At 48.9% G+C, this 21,454-nt stretch carries 13 protein-coding genes; 2 read left to right on the top strand and 11 right to left on the bottom strand.

The window, feature by feature from the left end:
• Positions 1-8 precede the first annotated feature (8 nt).
• The 5 genes from QMQ05_RS06990 to QMQ05_RS06970 form a co-directional block, all read right to left on the bottom strand.
• Positions 9-1,184 (bottom strand): glycosyltransferase family 4 protein, encoded by a 1,176-nt coding sequence (locus QMQ05_RS06990; protein WP_345474145.1) that lies wholly within the window; start codon positions 1,182-1,184, stop codon positions 9-11.
• 48 nt (positions 1,185-1,232) lie between these two features.
• Complete coding sequence (locus QMQ05_RS06985) at positions 1,233-3,146, bottom strand: glycosyltransferase family protein (protein WP_345474143.1); 1,914 nt, start codon at positions 3,144-3,146, stop codon at positions 1,233-1,235.
• Positions 3,147-3,270: 124 nt separating this feature from the next.
• Positions 3,271-8,271, bottom strand: coding sequence for a glycosyltransferase (locus QMQ05_RS06980; RefSeq protein WP_345474141.1), 5,001 nt, complete (start codon positions 8,269-8,271; stop codon positions 3,271-3,273).
• Positions 8,268-8,843 (bottom strand): hypothetical protein, encoded by a 576-nt coding sequence (locus tag QMQ05_RS06975; protein WP_345474139.1) that lies wholly within the window; start codon positions 8,841-8,843, stop codon positions 8,268-8,270. Before QMQ05_RS06975 ends, QMQ05_RS06980 begins: the two co-directional genes overlap by 4 nt.
• A complete protein-coding gene (locus QMQ05_RS06970; RefSeq protein ID WP_345474137.1) occupies positions 8,843-10,657 on the bottom strand; it encodes a hypothetical protein in 1,815 nt (604 codons plus the stop codon). Before QMQ05_RS06970 ends, QMQ05_RS06975 begins: the two co-directional genes overlap by 1 nt.
• A 375-nt stretch (positions 10,658-11,032) precedes the next feature.
• Here QMQ05_RS06970 and QMQ05_RS06965 point away from each other — a divergent pair, with 375 nt between their 5' ends.
• Both QMQ05_RS06965 and QMQ05_RS06960 read left to right on the top strand, forming a co-directional pair.
• Positions 11,033-11,215, top strand: coding sequence for a hypothetical protein (locus QMQ05_RS06965; protein WP_345474135.1), 183 nt, complete (start codon positions 11,033-11,035; stop codon positions 11,213-11,215).
• Between the two features lie 396 nt (positions 11,216-11,611).
• Positions 11,612-12,658, top strand: coding sequence for an IS110 family transposase (locus QMQ05_RS06960; RefSeq protein WP_345474133.1), 1,047 nt, complete (start codon positions 11,612-11,614; stop codon positions 12,656-12,658).
• A 201-nt stretch (positions 12,659-12,859) separates the two neighbouring features.
• Here the strand turns inward: QMQ05_RS06960 and QMQ05_RS06955 are convergent, their stop codons facing one another.
• The 6 genes from QMQ05_RS06955 to QMQ05_RS06930 form a co-directional block, all read right to left on the bottom strand.
• Entirely contained in the window at positions 12,860-14,350 is a 1,491-nt protein-coding gene (locus QMQ05_RS06955; protein WP_345474131.1) for a hypothetical protein, read from the bottom strand.
• Between the two features lie 373 nt (positions 14,351-14,723).
• Positions 14,724-15,893 carry a glycosyltransferase gene (locus tag QMQ05_RS06950; RefSeq protein WP_345474129.1) on the bottom strand — a complete coding sequence of 390 codons (1,170 nt, stop codon included), beginning with the start codon at positions 15,891-15,893 and terminating at the stop codon, positions 14,724-14,726.
• The gene (locus QMQ05_RS06945; protein WP_345474127.1) at positions 15,890-17,635 is read right to left on the bottom strand and encodes a glycosyltransferase family 4 protein; all 1,746 of its coding nucleotides are present in this window, start codon (positions 17,633-17,635) and stop codon (positions 15,890-15,892) included. Before QMQ05_RS06945 ends, QMQ05_RS06950 begins: the two co-directional genes overlap by 4 nt.
• An 18-nt stretch (positions 17,636-17,653) precedes the next feature.
• Complete coding sequence (locus QMQ05_RS06940; RefSeq protein ID WP_345474665.1) at positions 17,654-19,087, bottom strand: phosphomannomutase/phosphoglucomutase; 1,434 nt, start codon at positions 19,085-19,087, stop codon at positions 17,654-17,656.
• Between the two features lie 159 nt (positions 19,088-19,246).
• The gene (locus QMQ05_RS06935) at positions 19,247-20,362 is read right to left on the bottom strand and encodes a mannose-1-phosphate guanylyltransferase (RefSeq protein WP_345474125.1); all 1,116 of its coding nucleotides are present in this window, start codon (positions 20,360-20,362) and stop codon (positions 19,247-19,249) included.
• 93 nt (positions 20,363-20,455) lie between these two features.
• On the bottom strand, positions 20,456-21,451 hold the full coding sequence (locus tag QMQ05_RS06930; RefSeq protein WP_345474123.1) for a polysaccharide pyruvyl transferase family protein: 996 nt from the start codon (positions 21,449-21,451) through the stop codon (positions 20,456-20,458).
• Positions 21,452-21,454 lie beyond the last annotated feature (3 nt).

Raw genomic sequence — 21,454 nt, 5'->3', positions numbered from 1 at the left:
ATTCGGTCCTAGCTCTTAGCTCCACGGGATACGACGTCGCCAAGGAGCTCAGCGTAGGCGCGTCCGGCGTCTCTTAACGACGCGTTTTGTTTTACCCATTTTGAACCGCGATTACTCGTTTTTAGCCGGTCAGGGTTGGCTGCCAAATTTGTCAAATACTGGACTAATGCAGAAACGTTCTGTCCAACTACTTGTCCAGATCCTGAAGCAGCAATAATGCCAGCAGCCTCGCCACGAACCATGCCAGTTATGTGTCGGTCCAAATACAATAATTCATAAAGTTTCGAAGGTATCGTGTGTTCAAAACTTGGCCAATCTGGTCGCAACGAAACGACGCAGGTGTCTGCCCAGGCATAATTTTCAAGCACAAGGTCGCCATAGACCGGCTCTCTGAAATCAACTTGCACTTGGAGTTCGTCAGCTAGTTCCGTCAAACGTCGTTTCTCTGTACCGTTTCCGACTATTCTTACCGAAACCTTGTTACCTAGGATTTTAGCTGCATGGACGAGGGTTTCTAGCCCTTGGCTTCGACCAATATTCCCTAGATAGAGCACCCTTATAGCATCAGTTCTGGGTTCGTGATTTATGGAAACTTCGGGCCGATCGGTTTCGACGCCATTGGGTATAGTCGCAACATTCTTGACTCCATTAAGTCGCATCCTAATTGCGAGCCCTCGCGTTACTGTCACCAGTAGATCGCTTCGTTTCACGAGATATGCCAGCATACGAGAAACCACTGGTTCCATCCAACGCCATTTCAAAACTTGAGACTCGCGTAAGAGGTCGGGCCAAGCATCACGTAAATCGACGACGAAGGCTGCCCTACGAATTTTGCTAATTACATACCCAACGATCAGTGTCGGCAATGCCGGTACGGTTGCGATCACGATGTCGGGACTTGTTGCTTTTAGAGCTTCGGGAAGACTCAATATAGCATCTACACCATGCTTAAGTACTTTTCCAAGCATGGTTTTAGGCTTGCTTAACGACTTATACCGTCTAACGTAGATACGCTCACTATCGGTAGGCGTCCTTGTCCCTTGAGCAGAATTCGCTCCAGATTTAGGAGTAACTACAGTAACTTCATTGCCCAGTTTAGCTAGTTCATCTGCAATAACGGACCAGCGTCGTTGCGGCGGTGAAATTTCAGGCGAAAACGAGTGAGTTAGCAACATGATTTTCATCTACTGCTCACTCCTTGTTCTCCGGATAAGATTTCACTCTCAAGCCTATTAGAAGAAAAGATGCTTATCATTGCGTCCAAACCATTGAATCTTACCAGTGGCCGTGAGTTCCGCGTCGCTGAGCCCCCAAGTGTGCGCTTTTCCGTCCCCACTACGCATCTGCATGAAGTTAAAGCGGTCACTCGAATAGATAGTTCCGCCCCCGTCAATAACGTCGCGAAGGAACTGAGTATCTTCTCCCCTGCTTCGGGAGGCAAAGGGTGTGTTCTTGAAAACCGAGGCATGTCCAAGCATGGTCGGGCCCATAACTAAATTCGTAAATCGGTGCTCTCGTTCAGCGAACCGCAAAAGGGTCGCATCAGAATCTGCCAGATACATGAAGTGAGCTTGTTTACCAACCACAGAGGCCCCGCTATACCGCAGTGCGGACACCTGATCAAACAGGTAATTCTCGCCGTATAGATCGTCGTCGTCCATTTTAGTGATGAAGTCACCGTTGGCCTTTGCGACAGCAGCATTCAAGCAGTCACCCAATGAAAGGTCAGATGACAACTCAAGAATTTTGTAATCTCCAAGCTTTGCTTCCGTAGCCTTTGCCTGGAAATCTTCATGATCAATGCTGAAGCCGTGCGTGACCAGAATCAACTCGGTATCAACGTTGACCTGAGAAGCCACAGTGGAAATAATATGGTCGATCTGATGCGGGCGGATGGTTGAAACTACTGCCGAAATCTTGGGACGCTTGGTCATTGAGTTAGCGCTTGGCTCAACCAAAGGCAAGCCAACGAACGCTTCGATCTCTCGAGCACGATGCGCATATGTGTGTTCGTTCCATATACGTCGTTGTCCCAAATGCACCATCCGGTCCCGCAGCTCTGGACTCTGTACGATGCTACGAATCGCGTTAGCTGCGTCTTCACGGGTTGAGACTTCCAAGACCTCGGAAGAATCAAAAAAATGACTGATCGCGGCACTTGGCGCTGACACAACTGCGCTACCGGCCGCAGTGATCTCAAAGATTCGGCGTGCACACATGCTTGGTGAATCCACGACCGAATTTACGTTGAGGAAAACGTTGTAGTACTTATACGCCGAAAGCATCCGGTCATAATCCAAAGAGCCAACCACAAATTGGTCATATGGAGCCGGGAACTGATACTTTTCGTCTCCTCCGTGTTGACGGGAGAAAATATCAACTCCGTGTGGGAGCTTACTGGAAATATCAGATGCACCACCAAGCACGATTTCCATTTGCTCACGACGCTCCGGGAATTTGTGCGCAAAATACATCCCAGCGAAAGCCACATCGCGACGCTCCTGGGTTAGCGGACGTACTGGATTGTGAAAAGCTGGTTGGGCGCCAAAGCTCAAGGATGCCACCCGGTCATGTCCCAGTTCTCGCCGGTAATCCGGGATTTTTCGTTCGTCGGAAGTTAGTACGAAATCAAAAAGCTTTGCACAATCTAGGAAGTCATTGAAATGCGGTGGGTCTTCTTTGTTCCAGAAAACTGTGGGTATGGATTTAGATCTGAATGCGTTAACCATATCTACAAGAGCAGGCCGTGGAGCGCTGTCTCCGGTGAGATGATATTGCCAAGTCTTATCGTTGCCAGCCCACGCCGACTCAACGAAAAGCATGTCAAATTTTTCTGTTTCAAGGTGATCTTGCCAGTTTGTAGGGGTGATGAAAACGCAGTCCCACTCCGGCGCCCACGCTCTTGCACTGAAGTCGTCGAGAACAACGGCAACTTTTAAGGTTGAATTAGAGACGTAAGTGGACCCATATTCAACTGCAGGTATTTGAAGACCCAATTTCTTTTCAATATCGCTTCTTTTGCCACTGGAATGTGCTGTCGTCCGCGAATCATAAGTACGGCGACGGTACCATTCAAGTAGCTGGGAGACACCACCAGTCCTAAAATGCCAGACAGCACGACGGAAATCTTCTGAATTAATTTTCATACCCTAAAACAAAGTCTTTCAATATTGAGTCAAACGGCAACGTTTGAATGCGAGTTAAAGTCGTTACGGGCCAGATTTCTTACATCTGGCCCGTAACGAGAATTGCACGGAGCCACATTCAAACTTAGACGTTTTGACGCAATGGAATAAGTTTCCCGTCTTGCACTGAAGCAGGATTCTTCAAGACCGAACGTATGGTGGAAATGAGTGGCTGCAAAACTTTGGCTGATGTCAGCCCCATCTCATCAATGGTCTCCAACACTTTCTCATGCTCGGCAATAGATTGCGAACCTGCAATGAACCGTTTGAGGAAGCCAAGTTGACCAGTTGCGAGATAATCAATGGCGCCCTTCCCGCCTTTGTATTCACTTTGCGCGTGTGTCTCAAGCAAAAGCCTCATGACCTCCAGTCTCTCCGTCACCATAAACTCAAACGTTTCTTGACGACGGGAAATTGAGTTAAAGCGTAATACCCTCATGTAGCTTGAGTTTTCAACATCCGATGCAGAGGTGACAAATATTCCAGACTTCTTCAAGAGCTGAGCCATAAATGCAACGTCCTCGCCACTTCGTAACGATGGATCATATACACACTCTCGCACAAGCCACGTAGGCAATAGTTTTGCCCCGTTCATACCTAAGGCACCAGCCCTCTGTGCAAGTGGGAGCACTCGCCGGCCTAATTCATTGACTCGCCGATTTGTAGCGGTGTCGCGATCTACAGTCCCTGTTTCTTCATCGACATCCGATAGATTCCCGAGAACAACCGTGTGGCTTTCTGCCCTCGAATAAAGGGACAATAGAAAATTTGGCTCCAAATAGTCGTCATCATCAACAAAAGTAACAAAATCCTTGGAAGCGTTAGCAATACCTAGATTTCGTGCCTTGGCAACGCCCGCTTCTTCCAGGGGAAGAATTCTTAGCGATATCGATCGGTGTTGTTGACTCCACTCTTCGAGTAAGTCCACTGTTCCGTCATCGTCACCATTCGGAACGACAATTAGTTCCATTAGTGAAGCTGGCAGTGTTTGATCAACAATCGAGCCCAACAGTCTTGGCAGACGGGTAACGCCCTTATAGGTAGCAACAACGACTGACACGCCCGCATTTGCAAAATCCGAGATCTTGGCGGGGGCCTTGTCATCCGTCATATCGCGCTTTGACCGGCGCACGTTAACAATGCGTTGGCCATTGCGAGATAGGAATGCGACTTCCTGATAGCCGTCTCCAGCATCTTGAACAGTAATCTCCGACGTGCCAGTTACTCGGTACAGCGCGAGTAGATCCCGCTCAAGTGCATCGTCCCATTCGACTGTGCCATCTATGTCTAGTTTGATGACGCTAGAATCTGGTTCGAGGTCCGTTCCGCTTGTTGTTTTGTTTAAGAGCGTTAGTGATTGATGCGAACGAGCATGAGCTACAGCAAATCCTGCTGAGCGAAGTACATACACAGCAAAATCGAGAGCAGTTCTTCCCTGGCTAAGTTCGTAGCAGTTCAACCACAGTGCTGCGATCCCATCATCTCTGCTGCCTGAAGCTTCATAACGAAGTAGGGTGTCGTCCTTTCCAACCTGGTTAGAATCTGACCATCGCCTATCGGCTCGCCAGTTTGACAACACCGGCTGGGTCGCAGATAAGCCACGTTCCAAATCGACAGCGTAGCTATTCGAACTGTCGCAAGTTGTCGACGCCATAAGCGATGCCAAGTCGATCCGCGGTTCTACAAAGCCAGTTTTCCCTGATGCGATATTGACTGCAACCTGATTTGAATTCGGGTTCAACCGCATGTAGGAAATCAACGATTTTCGGTCGTTAGAAACCAACACATCACACTTGCGGGCTATTTCTTTACCCGCGGCCAAGGTATCCGGATCGGTCTTTGCAATAAAGATCGAACGTGCGCCCATGACACGAGAATGCAGGATTGCCTTTTGTATCAAGTTTATGTTTGCAGGGTCTACGAACTTAGCCGAATTCTCCGAAACAGATTTTGAACTTGGATCAGCTGAATACTCAAGCACGAACGCATCCGGTGCGTTGTCTAAAACTTCGAACACGTTGTCATTGGTGCATATCGTGACATCTGAAACTAATGACAAGGCTTCAACGCTGGTACCGTCACCTGCGTAGGCAACTGACAACTTGCCGGGATGATTAGAAGTACTGCCAACATTTTGATTCGCAAGCAAATCTACCATCTTGGTATCGAGATCCCGGATTAAAGGAACACCGGACTTCAGAGCGGGCACCACCAATTCTTGCTGACCTGAGTCAACCAAGGCATTGGCGTTCGTCAAAATAGCTTGATAAATCTCGTGCACAGGATCGTCATTATGAATTTCATCGAACACAGTCAGGAATTCAGATGCAAGATGGCTTGATGCTGGTGACCATAAGAATGGAATTCCCACTCGTCGCGTTGCCAACAAAGTTGCCAACGATTCAATCAACCCTCCGCTGGATACTGCGACGCCAGCCGCCGTGTCCCTTAAGATACTCGCAATTTCAGAGGCAGCTTGAGCAACGTAGTAGTTACTTCTGAGCGAACCGTCGAACGATACCCTAAAGTCATATTCTTCATCCGTCTCGGATGAATCAATTGATGACGATCCATCTTCCACGCCAGGGAACGGGAGCTGTATGTTGATGGTTTTGGTGTCGACATCTACGAGTCGAAGTCCAAGGCTACCTTGTGACAACGAGCCACCTGTTACAACTACAGCTTGATTTGGATTCGGCTCGTAAACGCAACCAAAGGCCTGATCAAGCAATAGTGATTCAAGCCCCATGGCGGTTTGGAAAACGCCACGTACCCAATGCTCCCACTGCTTCAGGTCTCCCTTATCGTTCGCAGTGATCTTTATGTTTGCGTCAAGCAAAGAAATTGCTGTGGCATAGTCATGGACACGCCATGATTCAGCTACGACGTTGAGCAGGCTGGTCGCTGTGTTGTTCGCCTCGTGTTGGTCGACCAGGGCTTCGAGAGTGCCCTTAGAAGACTTATCCGGACGGTGAATAACAACGTCGGCTCGTTGACAGGACAGAATCAATTTGACCCATTCCGATTTCACGAAGGACCTAGAGTAACGAGTTGCATACTCTTGGGCTTCTAACGAACGTGCCAAGTAATCGCGTTTGTCTGCGACAGTGCCCAAGATTAATTGTGCCGCTTCGGTTACGTCCGAAATCACGAAGTCGCTTGGGAAAATTTCGTCTGCGCCATCTCGTTCCCAAACCACTGGAAGCGCACCGCTTGCCATACCTTCTACAGGTGCGAGATGGAATGTTTCTCGATAGCTTGGTGAGAGCATCCAACCGATTTTCCTGAACCAGCCAGCCATGTCTGGCCCGAAGGCTTCGAACGAAATATGCGATCTTAGGACATCATTATCTGCTATTCGAGAGTAGAAATCACGATAGGCAGCCTGATGGGCGCCCTTCTTCCATTCCCACGAATAGTTCCAAGGTTCGTGCCCTCGCATATGAAGGATAAACCGGTCATCGTACTTCAATAGCTCTTCAAGCAAGTCAAGTGCACGGTCTGGTCGCTTAAGGATAGGGACATAGCCTGCCATTCCAAGATGGAATTCTGCGCCATCAAATTTTGTGCGCGCGAGATCCCCAAAGTCTACGGTATTGGATACGACAGATGTCTTAGATTCGGGCCAATTCTTAGTGTCGATCGCTTTCTGGCGATAGAATTCTGATACGAAAACGACCTGATCAACATTCGTGATTTCAAGCTGATCAATCCAAGGTTGCAGAAGCTCATAGCCATGCAATCTTACAATTAGCTTTTGACCTTCGCGTTTGTTCTGCGCATACCAAATTGCGTTAAAACTCGCGAATTCACAGATTACAATGTCTGCCCAGTCAACAAATGGCGCGCTCTTTGCTGCGTTCGGATGAGCATTGTTTTCCCAAAGGTCAATGCGAAGCTCAAAATCGGGAGATTCGTTGAGTAGCTCAACTAAGTCACCGGCAAACTTGAAATCAGCACCGGCAAGTACGATTTTAACGGGTTGATTTGGCTGTTCGTATTCACTGCTTGCACCAACGGTGTCCGAGATGCGAGACAAATCGAAGGTGCCGGCTTCATCCAATTTGTCTGTATTAATACCCAGATTGGCAAGCTCGACGGCTGGGTAGAAATCTTCGAATCCACTGCCAGAGTTCAGTGCCAAGAATCTATCCATCGAGATCGGTGCAATACCGTTGCTCAAATAATGAGCCACCAGATATTTAGAGAGCCACTCTTCGCCGTTTGTTTCCGGAACCAATCCCAAAGTTAATTCTGAGAAATCACTTAGGTACCCTTCCACAGTTTCAAGCCCGGGTATCGCTGCAGTCAATGCAGTACTCGGGGTGTTTTGCAGATCAGCCCAAGTTTCCTTGGCGCCATCAAAAATGAAACGGTACCTGGAATTTCCTGATTTCGCCTGCTCGGACAATTCCGACAGCTGCTCAATATAACGACTCGGCCGAATCAAACCTGGCAAAATAACCACAGTTTCACCGGAGACGGCGTAGCTTTCGCCAATACTATTCATTCCGTCAAGAGAAACGGACAGCGCTGGAAGATACGTTCGACCATTTGCCGCGCTTGAGGTGTTTTCGAGAATCGAACGACGTTCATCGCTGAATACGAAAACTTTACGAGAGCCACGATAAAGTGCATCTACCAGTCCCGTATTCGTCCATGCCGAACGATCAATCTCATCAGTTGAATCATCGATAAACGCCCAATACTTGTGGGCCAATGCGCGACCACCGGCAATACCTCGACTTAGAGTCCATCCAAAACCGATCACAACGTCATACCGGTTCTGCGCACCGTATTTAACGGCACGCTGGGCTAATTTACGAGATCGCTCATTAACTGAATCAACTTCAATCGGTGGAAGAACAAGAAGCTCGACGTCCAGGTCTCGATATTCTGACGGTAGTTCATCGGCACGTCCAGCAACATGCAAAAGAACAACTTCGGCACCCAATCTACGAAGGGAGGCTATCTGCGCAGCAACTATTCGTCGGTATACGTGGGGATTTACGCTTTCTTCGTCCACGACACACAAAATTGTCTTACCCGACAATGCAAAATCTATACGGTTCGGGTACTTACTCATCGCTGAACCTCCGACTCAAAACGAGCGTTGACATAATCCATGATTTCTGTGAATGCCGCTGATGTACGCGCGCCCTCTTCAAAATCTGCCATATCCTCGTAGGGGAAAATTATGTCGCAGGCACTTTTAATTCTGACTATGGCAAACGGGTCATCAGCCGCCGGGGTATCCAAGAACCAAACAGGGATTCCATTTTGACGAGATTTGCGACAAAGTTCGTAGATTTCTTCTCGTAAAGTAAGAAAACTATCGGAATAGCTTCCAAACCAGGGGCCCTCGCTAAGAGCGCCACGATCGATCAGAACAATGCCAGAAAAGTCGACTGGGATAATTTGATGGCTAAGCCCAGGTGTCGCAGAAACGGCCCGTAAGTCTTTGGCAAGCAGATGCTCAACAAGCGTCGAGCTTAGTAGTCCAAAAAAAGCAATGTCGGAGTTAACTGCAACGTCTGCCTTGAGCATCCGAGACAGCGATAATCCCCATGCATTTTGCGGAACTTGTGGAGTCGAAGCACGACCAATCTTCGTTAGTACTTCGGTTAGACCGGCGTCGCTTGGAACGGATGAAGTCATTAGTTTTCGCCTAGCTTGTCTTTGATTATTCGAGTCAATTCGTCAGCAATTGCTTGTACGTCGCCCAACTTCGTGTGGATAGTCGCCGGCTTTTGCGACAGACTACTTCCGTCTTCGACAAAGGCCCACGACTTGGAAGTCGAGCCAGCATAGTCGCTCCACTTAGAAGGGAGATATGGATTTACTTCATGATGCTCCCCCGAGCGAGCATCATTGACCAATAAATAATCAAATTTCTTAGTTATGCCGAGGAACTTCAAGTAGGGCAGAGAACCGTTTAAGAAAACTTGGTCTTCAATCCCATGAGCCCCTACTCCGTTGATGGCGCGTTCGACCAGATCGTTGTAGGCTTTCGCTGACATCCCACGTGGCCGCGAGCCTGAACCACTTACCGGAATATAGTTGGTGAACACATGGAGATGCACCTTATCGCGAAACTTCTGCGGAAGCATGCGGATCGCAGTAGTTACCTCGGTCAGCCCGCGAGTGGCATAAAATTCGCCGAAGTATGCAAGATTCACACTTGAGGGCTCCACGGAATAATTGACCTGCTCAGCTTCATAAAACTCCGCTGGCAATGTTGGGTGATTACTGACTACGGATTTTTCTTCCACGTGCTGACGCAGCTTATCACTATAAATATGCCCCAACATCGTTGTCTTTTGATGTTCATTTGTGAAGACAATCTCACTAGCATGCGCATAAGCAATTAGCTCAGCCAATGCGAAAATGGTTCGTTCTTCATGCGGGATTGCTCCGAATTCTCGCTCAATCGGCTCAATCAAATCAGCAACAAAGTCATCGTCCAATGGAGCTCCACCTCTTGGAAGCCCTTCGACATCTAGAGATAGTGGATCAGAGAATTCAGCAACCCATTTCAATCCAGGATTAGCCTTTTTGAGTAACACACCTGCATAATGCGAAGGCGCCCACATCGCACGAGTATAGAGATAATCGTATTTTTGACCTGCGTCAATCTTGTTCTGAGCGATTCGACTGGCTTTTAATGCATAAGCTTTGAAAGCGCTCCACGTCGCCCATGAAGGCGCCATGGGAAGGAATACTTTGCTGCGAACGTATGGGGCTGCAATTCGTTCAATCGTGCTGTCAATTTTCTTGCGATGTGCAAAGCTACATGCAATCACGTCGAATGTATCGCCGCTCGCGCGGATCCTCTTAGAAGCGACAACGGCACCAGTGTCCGTATATGGAGAGAAGTTATACAACACAGCAAGTGCGTTTGGCTCAGCCATTAGTTGCGTCCAGTCCACGTCTAGGTTTGGAGCAGTTGCTAGCAGATCGTTAAATTGGATTTTTTCTGACTTTGTGAGTCGAGAACGATACTCCCGGATCTCCTCATAGAGCCCCGATTCCACTGCTACATATATACCCATCGATTGTGCTTGAACAAACTGTCGCGCGCGGTTCAATGATCTGATGTCAACAATGTATTTATTCGCACCGTCGGCTGGAGACTCAATCGCCACTTGGTGGGTCGAAAGGTATTCAGCAACATTCTGGTCGTACTGCGAAACAGACCAGCTACCCTTTATCGCTCGCAAATAAAGTTCGAGAGAGATAAATCGATGCTTGGCGTTCCATGCATTCTTGCGGATGTCTTTGTAAGTCTCGACGTCCATCAAGATCTCAACCGGATTCTGGTTTGGCGATTCAAGACCTGATGCTGAACGGATTGCGTTTGAAATTTCGAGCGGTGAAACTGTTTCGACCGATGACGTTGGGTTCATCATCTCTATGTCATCTTTCATTACCGCAATCTGGCGATTGAGAAGCCTAACGGTCGCTACGTGCATGTGGGTTGCTCTCCCTGGAATTCGAATCATCGGATGATGGCTGCGGCGCGGAAAATTCCAGTCAGTTAGTCTTGCTCCCCGTCCCTGAAATAGTCAGCTAGCTGTGCTTGCAGGAAGCGAATTTCCTCAACAGTTTTGAGGTGTAGTTCGCGAGCGACTGGGCTCTGTTCGCGAGAAAGTTTTTCAGCGACCGCAACGAGTCGCTTTGATGCCTCGTTGGTAGCATTATCCGATGCCGGTGCGGATCCTAAGTTGATGCCCCTGAGCTCTTGTCGAATCACTGTGCGAGTGTCGTGAATCGACTGTTTCTGACGAAGGACAACAGATCCCCAAGCAAGTAAACTGCCAAGCGCTACGGAAAGTAAGGAGAACTGAATGCTGAACATTGCTGCTACTGCACCAGCAAGAAGAAATACCGCTGCCAATAGCGGAGCAAATTTTGATACTAATCTCAGAGACGAACTGCGTGACACGTGGCACTCCAAAAATAAACTAGACACTGACTTTGCAATTATATCCATCATCTTTGCCAGACCGCATATTCAAGACATTGCGTAAGGTGTTGGCATCAGCACTATCCCTCGCGCGGTCATAAAGTAGAAATCATTGCTGATCTTAGACAGCGCTCGTATATATTTCCGCTCTTCGAGCCGGGTGTGAAACCTCATGACATCTCTAATGGTTATTGGCAGGTCTGGGACCCGCTGGCAAGATTGATGCCACCCATTAAGATGTGACTCATCGAGACATTGTCTCCGCTGATTTATGGATGACTTTTCAACGACTCGTCCGTCTTGATAGGTGGCGCCAATCCGGCCACTTGATATGGCTTCATAGAAGGTCGTCCATGCCCCGCGTGGGACGTGTGACTCATTAGAGATCCGCCTGCCAAGTACTCCACCCGGACCGGCGCCAACCAAACGGCAACCGACCGGTGAAGGAGGCGAAACCGTCATGACCATCGTTGCAGAAAAATACGACTACGTCATCGGAATCGATACCCACGCAAGGACTCATACGTACGCCATCATTAACACCCGCACTGGAGCACGGGAGCACTGCCAGACATTCCCCGTCACCACCCCAGGGATGAACCGAGCCGTTGCCTGGCTGCAGCGAAACATCCACGGCGAATGCATCGCTGCAGTCGAAGGAACTCGCTCCTACGGGGCAACGATCGCTCACACGCTCGTCGATGCCCATATTGAAGTTGTCGAGGCGAAGCCACCACGGAAGAAGGACCAGTCCAGCCGGGGAAAATCTGACGAAATCGATGCAACCGCCGCCGCCATCAGTATCCTCGGCAAGGACATATCCCAGCTCCTGCGTCCTCGTAGCGGAGGCACCCGTGCAGCATTGAGTATTCTTTCGGCCAGCAGAAGCCGGATAGATAGCCAACGAACGATCAACAGGAATTCCCTGTCCGCGTTGCTACGGACTTTCGATCTGGGGATTGATGCTCGCCAAAGTCTCACGGCACGACAAATCAAACAAATCAGTGCTTGGCGGGATCATAGTGCCGATTCTGTTGATCAGAGGTTCGCCCGAGAAGAAGCAAAGTTCCTGGCCTCTAGCATCCTCGCAGCGGATCTGCTGCTCAAAGAAAACAGCAAAGCCATGTCTGAGCTGGATGAACAACTCGCACCCGAATTGCAGCAAGTCTTCGGGCTGGGACCGGTCACGACTGCGTGGATTCTCATGGCCTACTCGCATCCGGGACGAGTGCGCTCGGAAGCGGCCTTTGCTGCGTTGGCTGGTGTTTCGCCGTTGCAAGCGTCCTCTGGGAGCCACGAGCGCTACCGGCTAAATCGTCGTGGGGATCGGCTGTTGAACAAGGCGCTGGACGTGGTGGCTCGGACACGGATGGGGCATGACGAAGAGACTAGGAAATATGTTGAAAAGAGAACTGCTGAGGGACTGAGCCCGAAGGAAATCAAGCGCATTCTCAAACGCTATATAGCTCGGAGCATCTATCGCCAATTGCAGGTGATTACGGCTTGACAAAGGTCATAGAAGGGTCCTGGACACGTCAGTCTCGCCGCTCTTATGACGCCAGAACAAAAAGCACCACCAAAAGCTATTCTGCACACTCGCACGAGTATTCCGATAATGCATTCCGCGCACGCATGAAAATACTCCCCAAAAGTTGTTGACTTTTACAGTCCAACTTTCGGGGAGTAGCTCAGGTGCAGATTCTGATTTTCATGGAAGAATCTTAATTTGTTTGGCCGGCACGCCTCCAACCATCGTATTTGCATTCACATCCTTATTGACAAGCGATCCCGCGGCTATGACTGCGCCATCTCCGATCTCTACGTCACCAACAATGGTCACGCTTGCGCCGATCCAAACACCATTTCCGACCTTAATCGTAGTCTTGTAGTAGTCCCCACCGCGTTTCTTGCTGGGACCCAACTCATGAGTATCTGTCACAAATCTGACGAACGGACCAACCAGTACATCATTGCCAATTGACACCTGTGCACGTACATAGGATCCTTTGTTGAAATAGCACCCAGATCCGACCGTAATCGGGCCAATCCACTCAGCATCTCGTAGGATCTTAGTGTTCTCACCGATCGAAATAGGGTTGCTCTTGGGATTTGCCATCAATAGAACGTTCGGAGCAATGCTGGCACCCTTACCAATCTTGCAGCCCGTAGGAATATGTGCCACAGTCCGTGGTCGATTAATCCAGTCGACATCCTCGCGAAGTTTTAGACTTTCAGACCGCAAGGAATTAAATTTTTCCGTGAGATCCACTAACCTTTCTTCCAATCCTCCTACCCTTATGAGGTCATCAGCAAACGCTGTCAACGTCGTTGAACCATAGCCACGGCGACCGTGCTCATCGATCACATCGTCAACGTTGCAGAGGAGTCTGCCACCGGATGCTATTGCACCATCTGCCCATGTTGGCGCTTCAGAAAGGCTATTGATGGTTTCTACGATCTCGCGCGAGCCAGGAGCAACGTGCCCGTCCCCCCACTCCCCCAGTTTCCAATAAACCATCCCTGTATCTACCTGATTACTCAAATACGGGATTGCATGGGACGCGTAGTACCGATCATCGGAACAATTCTGGAAGTAAACGACGGTATTTTGGGCTTTACCTAATCGTGTTGGGATAATTTCAGCGATTTCTCCGGGACTCATTCCCGGAAAAAGGTGTCGATTACTAAATTGGATATGAGTCGGAGGCGTGAACACATTTGTTCGAGGGTTCATCACGAGGCTAACCGAACTAGGGAAGATGGATCCGTAGTACAGCGCAGGGAAGCCTCCGGCGGATGCACCGACGAAGACTATTCGTCGATCGCCCGCTATCTTACTAATGATCGACGGTACATCTCTATGATATTGGTACGCTGCGTCACCAAGTGTCCAGTTGGTCGAGAGATTTCCATCAAGTGCAATGGAAGGGTCTGAAAACGCAAGCAGTGAGTGACCTGAAGCTGCGGCGACGCCACGTCCAGAGAAGTACGGGTAGGTGTTCTGCGGTTGTACAGCGGCCGTAAAGAAAACAAGCAGGGTATCGCTTTCACGTTCTTCAAATAGCAAGTCCATCATGCGGCCTTGCTCTTGAAACGAATGAATTCCCGAACCAATATCCGCTTCCATGAACCCCTGAAGCCCTTGGTAGATATGCGGTTTAACGTCCTTGTATGCTCCAACCTTACGGATTCGTTTCATGAGGTACTCCAAAAATTGATGACGAAATTAGTAAACCAGTTACAAACTGACAATAGAAAAAGGGTGGCAGGTGGCTTGTTGCAAGAGCCCGTTCCATGCTTTCACATAGCATGCGTTACTCCACTCGTTCCAAACGATGTCACACCGAAACGGCCATGAGAATACCACTTGCACAATTAGCTGAGTGAATGTCTATGAGAACTTTGCTCTCATTTTCGTTACGCACGTACCTAATGTTTAACTGTAAAAAATAGTCATTCGGAGCGAACCTACTACGAGTTTTCTATTTATCTGCCGAAGGTCTACCATCAAACTTAACGAAAACCCGACAGATTGTCAGGCCTACACCCTATACGGAAAATTCTCCATTCACCTACTTCAGGCGGGCAATTAGATCATCCGCAAATTTTCTACTGACTATTGCCGAATCTAGCGTTTGATGCCATTCTTTCAACGAACGCGAAGCTTCCTTGGAAGCCGCAAGTTTGACCCCTTCAGAAATCGAATCAGCAAATTCTTCCGTGGAGTTTCCCTGAACAAATATGGTACTGGTCGGATCAAGTTCGCAGCGAAACGTACCGGTATCGGCGACGACAGTGGGTAAACCGAAGCTTCCATACAGAAGCACCGCGCCACTATTAAGGGAACGGGTGTAGTTAGCAAGGCCAAGATCTGCGGCATTCAGATAGATCTGAACACGGTCATTTGGAATCGTCTGATTCTCAATTAAAACAAACGGATGACTTAAAGCCCTCTGAACAAACTCTTGAGATTCCGGCGAATCGTCCGCTTTGCCGGCTACAATTAACCTAAAACGAGAATTCGGGCGCATCCTTCTAAGTTGGTCAAAGGCATCCAGTGATTTCAGCAAGCCTTTGTATGCTTTTATCGCACCGAACATGACCAAAACGATCTCATCGCCATCGATTCCAAGACGTGAGCGGGCTTCAGTCTTACTGATGTAATTTGGGTATGAACCAACATAGCTTGGGTGCGGAGATACTAGGATTTTTTCCGGGTCGATCGAAGTGTACTCTTTGAGATCATTCAATGATGCCGTGGACATCGTGTGAATGATAGTTGATACATCAGATATCTTCTGCTGAATCTCTAATTCAACATCAACATATTCGGCATCATGCGGAAAAACGTTATGGACCGACCAGATAACGTTAAACCCTTGATCTCTGAGGCGGGCTACTCGTCCCACTGCGCCCAATCCTCTTGACCTCGCGGCAGCTTCGTTCTCGCTCCCTTGCGTCATCCATGAGTTCCAGTGCAGGTGGATAGATTTCGTTTTGGTAGCTACTGGGAAATTCATGAGTTGATTAATTGTCGACGGCGTCAACACGGGTGCAACACTGAACCCGGCATCAGGGAACGACCGATAAATCAGATCTTGATAGGGGTTTACACGTGCTACCGGCGTATAAAACAACAGGTGCTGTTCCTCGGTATCCAGTCCCGATGACCTCATTGTCCTAAAAGCATCCTCCATGGGAGAAAATGAGGTGCTTTTGTAACCTAGTAGATTTGACTTCACTTTGAAACCCTAACCTTTGCAAATTCCTCAACGTAGCGTTGGCCGTTCAATTCCCAGGTTCTGTTATTGGTTACCCAGTCGTACCCTGCTTGAGCAATTCTCTCAGCCAAAGCCCTATTTGTTTCAAGTTCTTGTAGGCAATCGGCAAGTGCTTTGTAGTTGCCCGGTTCAAAGCTCAGGCCTCGATTCGGCGGGTCAGCAATTTCAACCAAGGCTGGAAGGTCACTAACAATGATCGGCTTTTTTTGCGCCATCGCTTCAAAGGGTTTGAGCGGCGTTACGTAGGTGGCTGCACGCTCTGGGATCCTTGGAATCACAAAAAAATCAATCAGGGAGTAATATTCCTGAATATTATTATGATCTACAGGCCCAGTAAAAATGCATAATTCACTGATTTCCAAAGCATCTGCCATTTTCTGGAGTTCAGCCATACGTGGACCTCCCCCAACTAGTACGCACTTCATTTTAGAGCCACGTACCTTAAGCTCATGACAAGTTTGGATTAGCGTCTCTTGCGATTCACGGTAGTGATCCATGTTCGATACATAGCCGAACGTAGCAATGTCACCAATTCCAAGTTGTGTCGAAATTTCCATATTTCGGGGGGTAGGCGAGAACTGAGAAGGATCAACTGCGTTAGGAATAACACCGATTTTTGCCTCAGGAACGCCGCGTTCAATCAGTTCTGCCTTCATAGACTCACCAATAGTTAGAATTCTATCAGCGTTATTCATGCAGATGCTTTCAACGTTCATGCGCGCTTGGAAGGTTTCCCCTTCACATTCTATTTCCATGTCACCGGTCCAATTGCCTTCAAAGAAAGAACGGACTTCATAGACCAAAGGTATTCCGGTTTTCGCCTGTAATGCCAATCCTACTAAGGCCGTGTCGTATCCACGGCGGCCCGAGCTTACATGGATAGCTTCTGGTTTGAATCTCTTCACTTCTTCATAGGCGAGTTCTGCAAATAATTGCAAATAAGAATCCGCTGGAATTTGGTCGTAAGGCATTTCCCCTGCGCTGAGCCTCACATGGGTGATACCATCGAAAACTCCCTGGAAACGATTACCAATATTGTTTGGAAAACCGGGTTCGGTGATAACGATTGGTTCAAGTCCTGCTTGCTTTTCAGCCACAAAATTCTTATGGCTTCGAGCCACGAATCCGTTGGATAAAAACGGTCGACTTTCCTTCACTAAGTGCAGAATTCGCCCAGGGACTCGATCATTCAATGGTTTGATGGGTCCTGGCAATCGAGGAATCCACCCATGCAGCTCTTTATAGCGCCCTTCCAATTTACGCACAGCAGCAAGACTATTTGCATCATTGGGACGTGCGAGTTTATATGAAAGCTTCACTGCTTCCGCAGAATTGCCGAGCTTCACGTGAAGGGTTCTAAGGCTCTTGTTGAACGCCTCATACTTTCCGAGGCGTGTCTGAATAGCTTTTGCCCAAATTTGAGCGAGATTGTACTTCTTTTCTCGGGTGTAGAAATCCAGCGCTTTCACGCCATCATATCGTGAAGTGATCTCAGGTAGATTCTTGAGAACAGACATTATTTCTGTCCTCGAATCGCCGACCGAGTTCATTCCTGCTTCAAGCAAGGAATCTTTCTGTTTACGAGCGATCCTAACCAGCCGCGAGATCTCTGCGTGAGCCTTATCGAGTTCTTCTAGCGTCAATTCTAGTTCATTTAGAATGATTTCAGAGTCTCTTTTTTGTACGTTACGTTTATCCGACACCTTGTAGATCCCTTCAGTTCAATTAGTAGAGCTGCGCACTATCGCTAGCACCTTATCGCGAATAGGTTCAATAATCTCCGCCGTGGAACCTTCACCGTTAAATCGTAAGAACGGTTCGGTATTAGACGGGCGTAGGTTGAACCACCAGCTCCCGTCTGTCGCCGCGACTGTTGTTCCGTCCATATTGGTAACTTCCACAGGTCGGTCAGCAAAATGCTTCAAAACGCGGTCGATAGCTTCTGTCTTATCTTCAACCTTGGAATTGATCTCACCTGTAGCGACATAAGGCTCAAATTCCTTGCCAAGTTCCGATAGTGGTAAATCTTGTCCACCCAAGGCGGCCAAAACATGCATTGCAGCGAGCATTCCTGTGTCCGCATTATAAAAATCTCGGAAGTAATAGTGCGCAGAGTGCTCACCGCCGAACACGGCACCCTGAACAGCCATTTCGGCCTTGATAAACGAGTGGCCCACGCGAGTCATTACTGCAATACCACCTGCCTTCTCAACAAACTCAGGCACTGCTTTGGAGGTAATCAAATTGTGGATAATCACGGGTTGTTCCTCCCCCTCACCCTTAACCCGAACGATTTCACGCACCGATACCAGAGCTGTAATCGCGCTCGGTGACAACGGCATGCCACGCTCATCGATCACGAAGCATCGATCTGCGTCACCATCAAAGGCGAGTCCTAAATCAGCTCCATGCTCGACTACCGCGGTCTGCAGATCGACTAGGTTTTCGGGTTCCAGCGGATTGGCCGGATGGTTTGGGAAAGTTCCATCAAGCTCAAAATAGAGTGGCACAATATCCAGTGGCAGCCCGGGGAGCAACGCATCGCCGAGAACCGCAGGGGTAGTCAGTCCTCCCATTCCGTTGCCCGCGTCAATAACGAGCTTCAGCGGTCGGATTTTAGATAAATCCACTAACTCTCGTAGGTACGCTGCGTAATCGCTCAGAACATCAAGCTCACTGATATTTCCTCGAGGTCTACCATTCGCGGCCGGAAGACCCTTGTCAAGATAATCCTGAGCCAGGTCTCGGATTTCGAACAAGCCGTTATCAGAAGAAACCGGACGCGCCCCAGATTTTGCCATCTTGATACCGTTGTATTGGCCTGGATTGTGACTTGCGGTAAAAACGACACCAGCGTTCTGATGCTTACCGGTAGCGAAATATAGTACGTCGGTGGATATGAGTCCCAACATCACAACATTCGCACCACGTTGGGTTGCACCTCGCGCGAACGCCTGAGCAAAGGTCATACTTGAAGGGCGCATGTCACCACCAATGAAGACGTCCTGTCCGTCTAGGGTCAGCACATCGACGAAGGCGGCCCCAATAGCCTCTACCGCTTCCGCGTTTAGGCTTTGTCCGACAACGCCCCGAACGTCGTAGGCCTTGAAACATTCGTACAGGTCAATTGTTTCGTTTGACAACTTTGAGACCACGTTCTTTCTACTTTTATCAACAACTATTAGTGCATCGACAACCAAGGTCCACAACAATTACGGTTGCTGTCTTCTAATTGCCACGCCTATCCTGCCTCGACGGAAAGGTACCCAAACACGATTTGAGATCGCACCCTAGGACATCGGCACGTGAAAATGCTACAGAACTTCGTGCTCGCCATCGGCCTTTAAAGCCTCAACGGTCTGTTTGACTTTCTGTGCATGCTCTTTAGTGGTCACTAGTAAGGCATCGGCAGTATCTACCACAACTACGTCTTCGATTCCTACGAGGGCCACCACTCGCGGGCGATCTGAATAGACGACTCCGGTTGCATTGTCCGCATAGACTCTCACTGCTTCGCCTCCCAGATTAATTATTCCCTGTTCCGCGCTGCCTTTGTTCAGTCGGCCTATCGCGGCGAAGTCGCCTACATCATCCCAATTGAAAATTCCTGGTACCACTGCGACATCCCCGGCCTGAGCTGCGGGTTCCGCTACCGCGTAGTCGATGGCAATCTTAGGAAGGCCAGGCCAAACTTCCCCCAGAACAGTATCCCTTTGTTCGGTGTCCCACGCGTCGGCAATCTTCATCAGGCCGTCATAAAGCTCGGGTTCATTGATTTCAAGATGTTTGAGCAACAGACCTACGGGGGCAACAAACATGCCCGCATTCCACAAGAACCCACCGGTGGCCAAATACTTCCTAGCGGTGTCCTCATCAGGTTTCTCTACGAACTGGATCACGCTTCTTGCAGTCGGGGCATTGGGTATCTGAAGCGGCTCACCGGACTGTATGTATCCAAATCCGCTTGAGGGCTGTGTTGGATGGATGCCTAACGTCACGATTTTTCCTGTTGCCGCAGTGTAAATCGCTTCACGTAACGTAGCTTGAAATACTTCAACCGGCTCGATGACCTGATCCGCAGCAAAGGATCCCATAATGACGTTAGGGTCACGACGGTAGAGGATCGCTGCCGCTAAGCCGATGGCAGCTGCAGAATCCCGTGGCTCCGGTTCGAGCACCAGATCTTCGTGGCATATCTCAGGCAGCTGAGATACTACAGCTCCGCGGTGCGCACGTCCCGTGACCACCATGATGCGTTCGCCAGCTAACGGAACCAGACGGTCGTAAGTAGCCCGAATCAAAGTCGATCCAGATCCCGTTAGGTCGTGTAAAAACTTCGGAGCGGACGCCCTGGAAAGCGGCCACAACCGCGTGCCGACTCCGCCAGCAGGGATCACACCATGGAATCGAGACAGAAGATCAAAATTCAAGTACGCACTCCAAATTTTTTGCGCCAAACACGAACGTTTGTCTTGGCACCGTTGATCGCAAATTCTTCGGAGCCAAGACTCTCATTCACTGCATTATTTTGCTGGGAAGTCATTATTAATTGCCCGAACGACAGCATGCACGCCTTCATATGCTTCTAAACGCAAAGTCATAATCGCGTCTTCAGAAATGGGCATTGCTGCCAAGCGAACCTTCTGTAATAAGTTCTCATCAGTCGCGCTGGAAAGTAGAGGGGTACGTCCCAAACGACGGTAAAGATTACGTGACTTTGAAGTCGAAGAGAGCACCACGGAAGAAACTCCGTAAGTGGTTGCAACGACTGTTCCGTGGAACTTGTTTGAGATTAATGTATGGAGGCCACCAATAGTGGAGCTGATTTCATCGATATCCTCGCTATCGAAAATAATCTGATTCTCTAGTGGGAAATCCGTTGCGACCTGTAGATCAGCCGCCCGAGTGCGTCCGGTACCCATCACGATGTTCATGATGTCAAAGCCTTCTTTTTGGAGCTCCCTACAAGCATTAAGCAAGACTGTCGGATCCGAACCCGCCCGGTGAGTGCGAAGAGAAATCCCAATCGTTGGTTTCTCAAATTTCTTAGCAGGAGGATAAATCCCGCTAAATGCGAGATCCGCGTGGTGGCGAACCTCAACATTAGGGGTCAGTTTTTTTCGGATCCATTCTGCGCTCTCGAGGTCGCGTGCCGAAATGTACTTCACGTTTTTATGCTGAAAGAACGTCCGTAGACGACTCATGACGTCGTCGGCTTCATGCTTAATCCAGGTTGGGACTCCGACACCTGAAATGTATATAGGGCGGTTAAGCCAAGCCTTGTTCCAATAGAGTGGCGAAATCTTGTTCGGGATAACTAAGTCACCGCCGCCTATAACAATAGCGTCCACTTCTTTGGCAATATCTACTGCTGAGCGTGAGAAGTATGGGTACTCCAACTTGTCGTGCAATAGTTGCGTTTCATGCACCGAACCGATTGAATTTTCCCAAATTCGGTGGAACAACTCGTCCCCATAGTTGCCCCATCCAAAAAATCCTACTAAACCAATTTTAGCCACAGT

It is taken from the genome of Glutamicibacter sp. B1, from assembly GCF_039602135.1.
Classification (GTDB): Bacteria; Actinomycetota; Actinomycetes; order Actinomycetales; family Micrococcaceae; genus Glutamicibacter; species Glutamicibacter ectropisis.
Note: the sequence above shows the minus strand (reverse complement) of the source record. Positions and strands in the feature narration are given on the sequence as shown.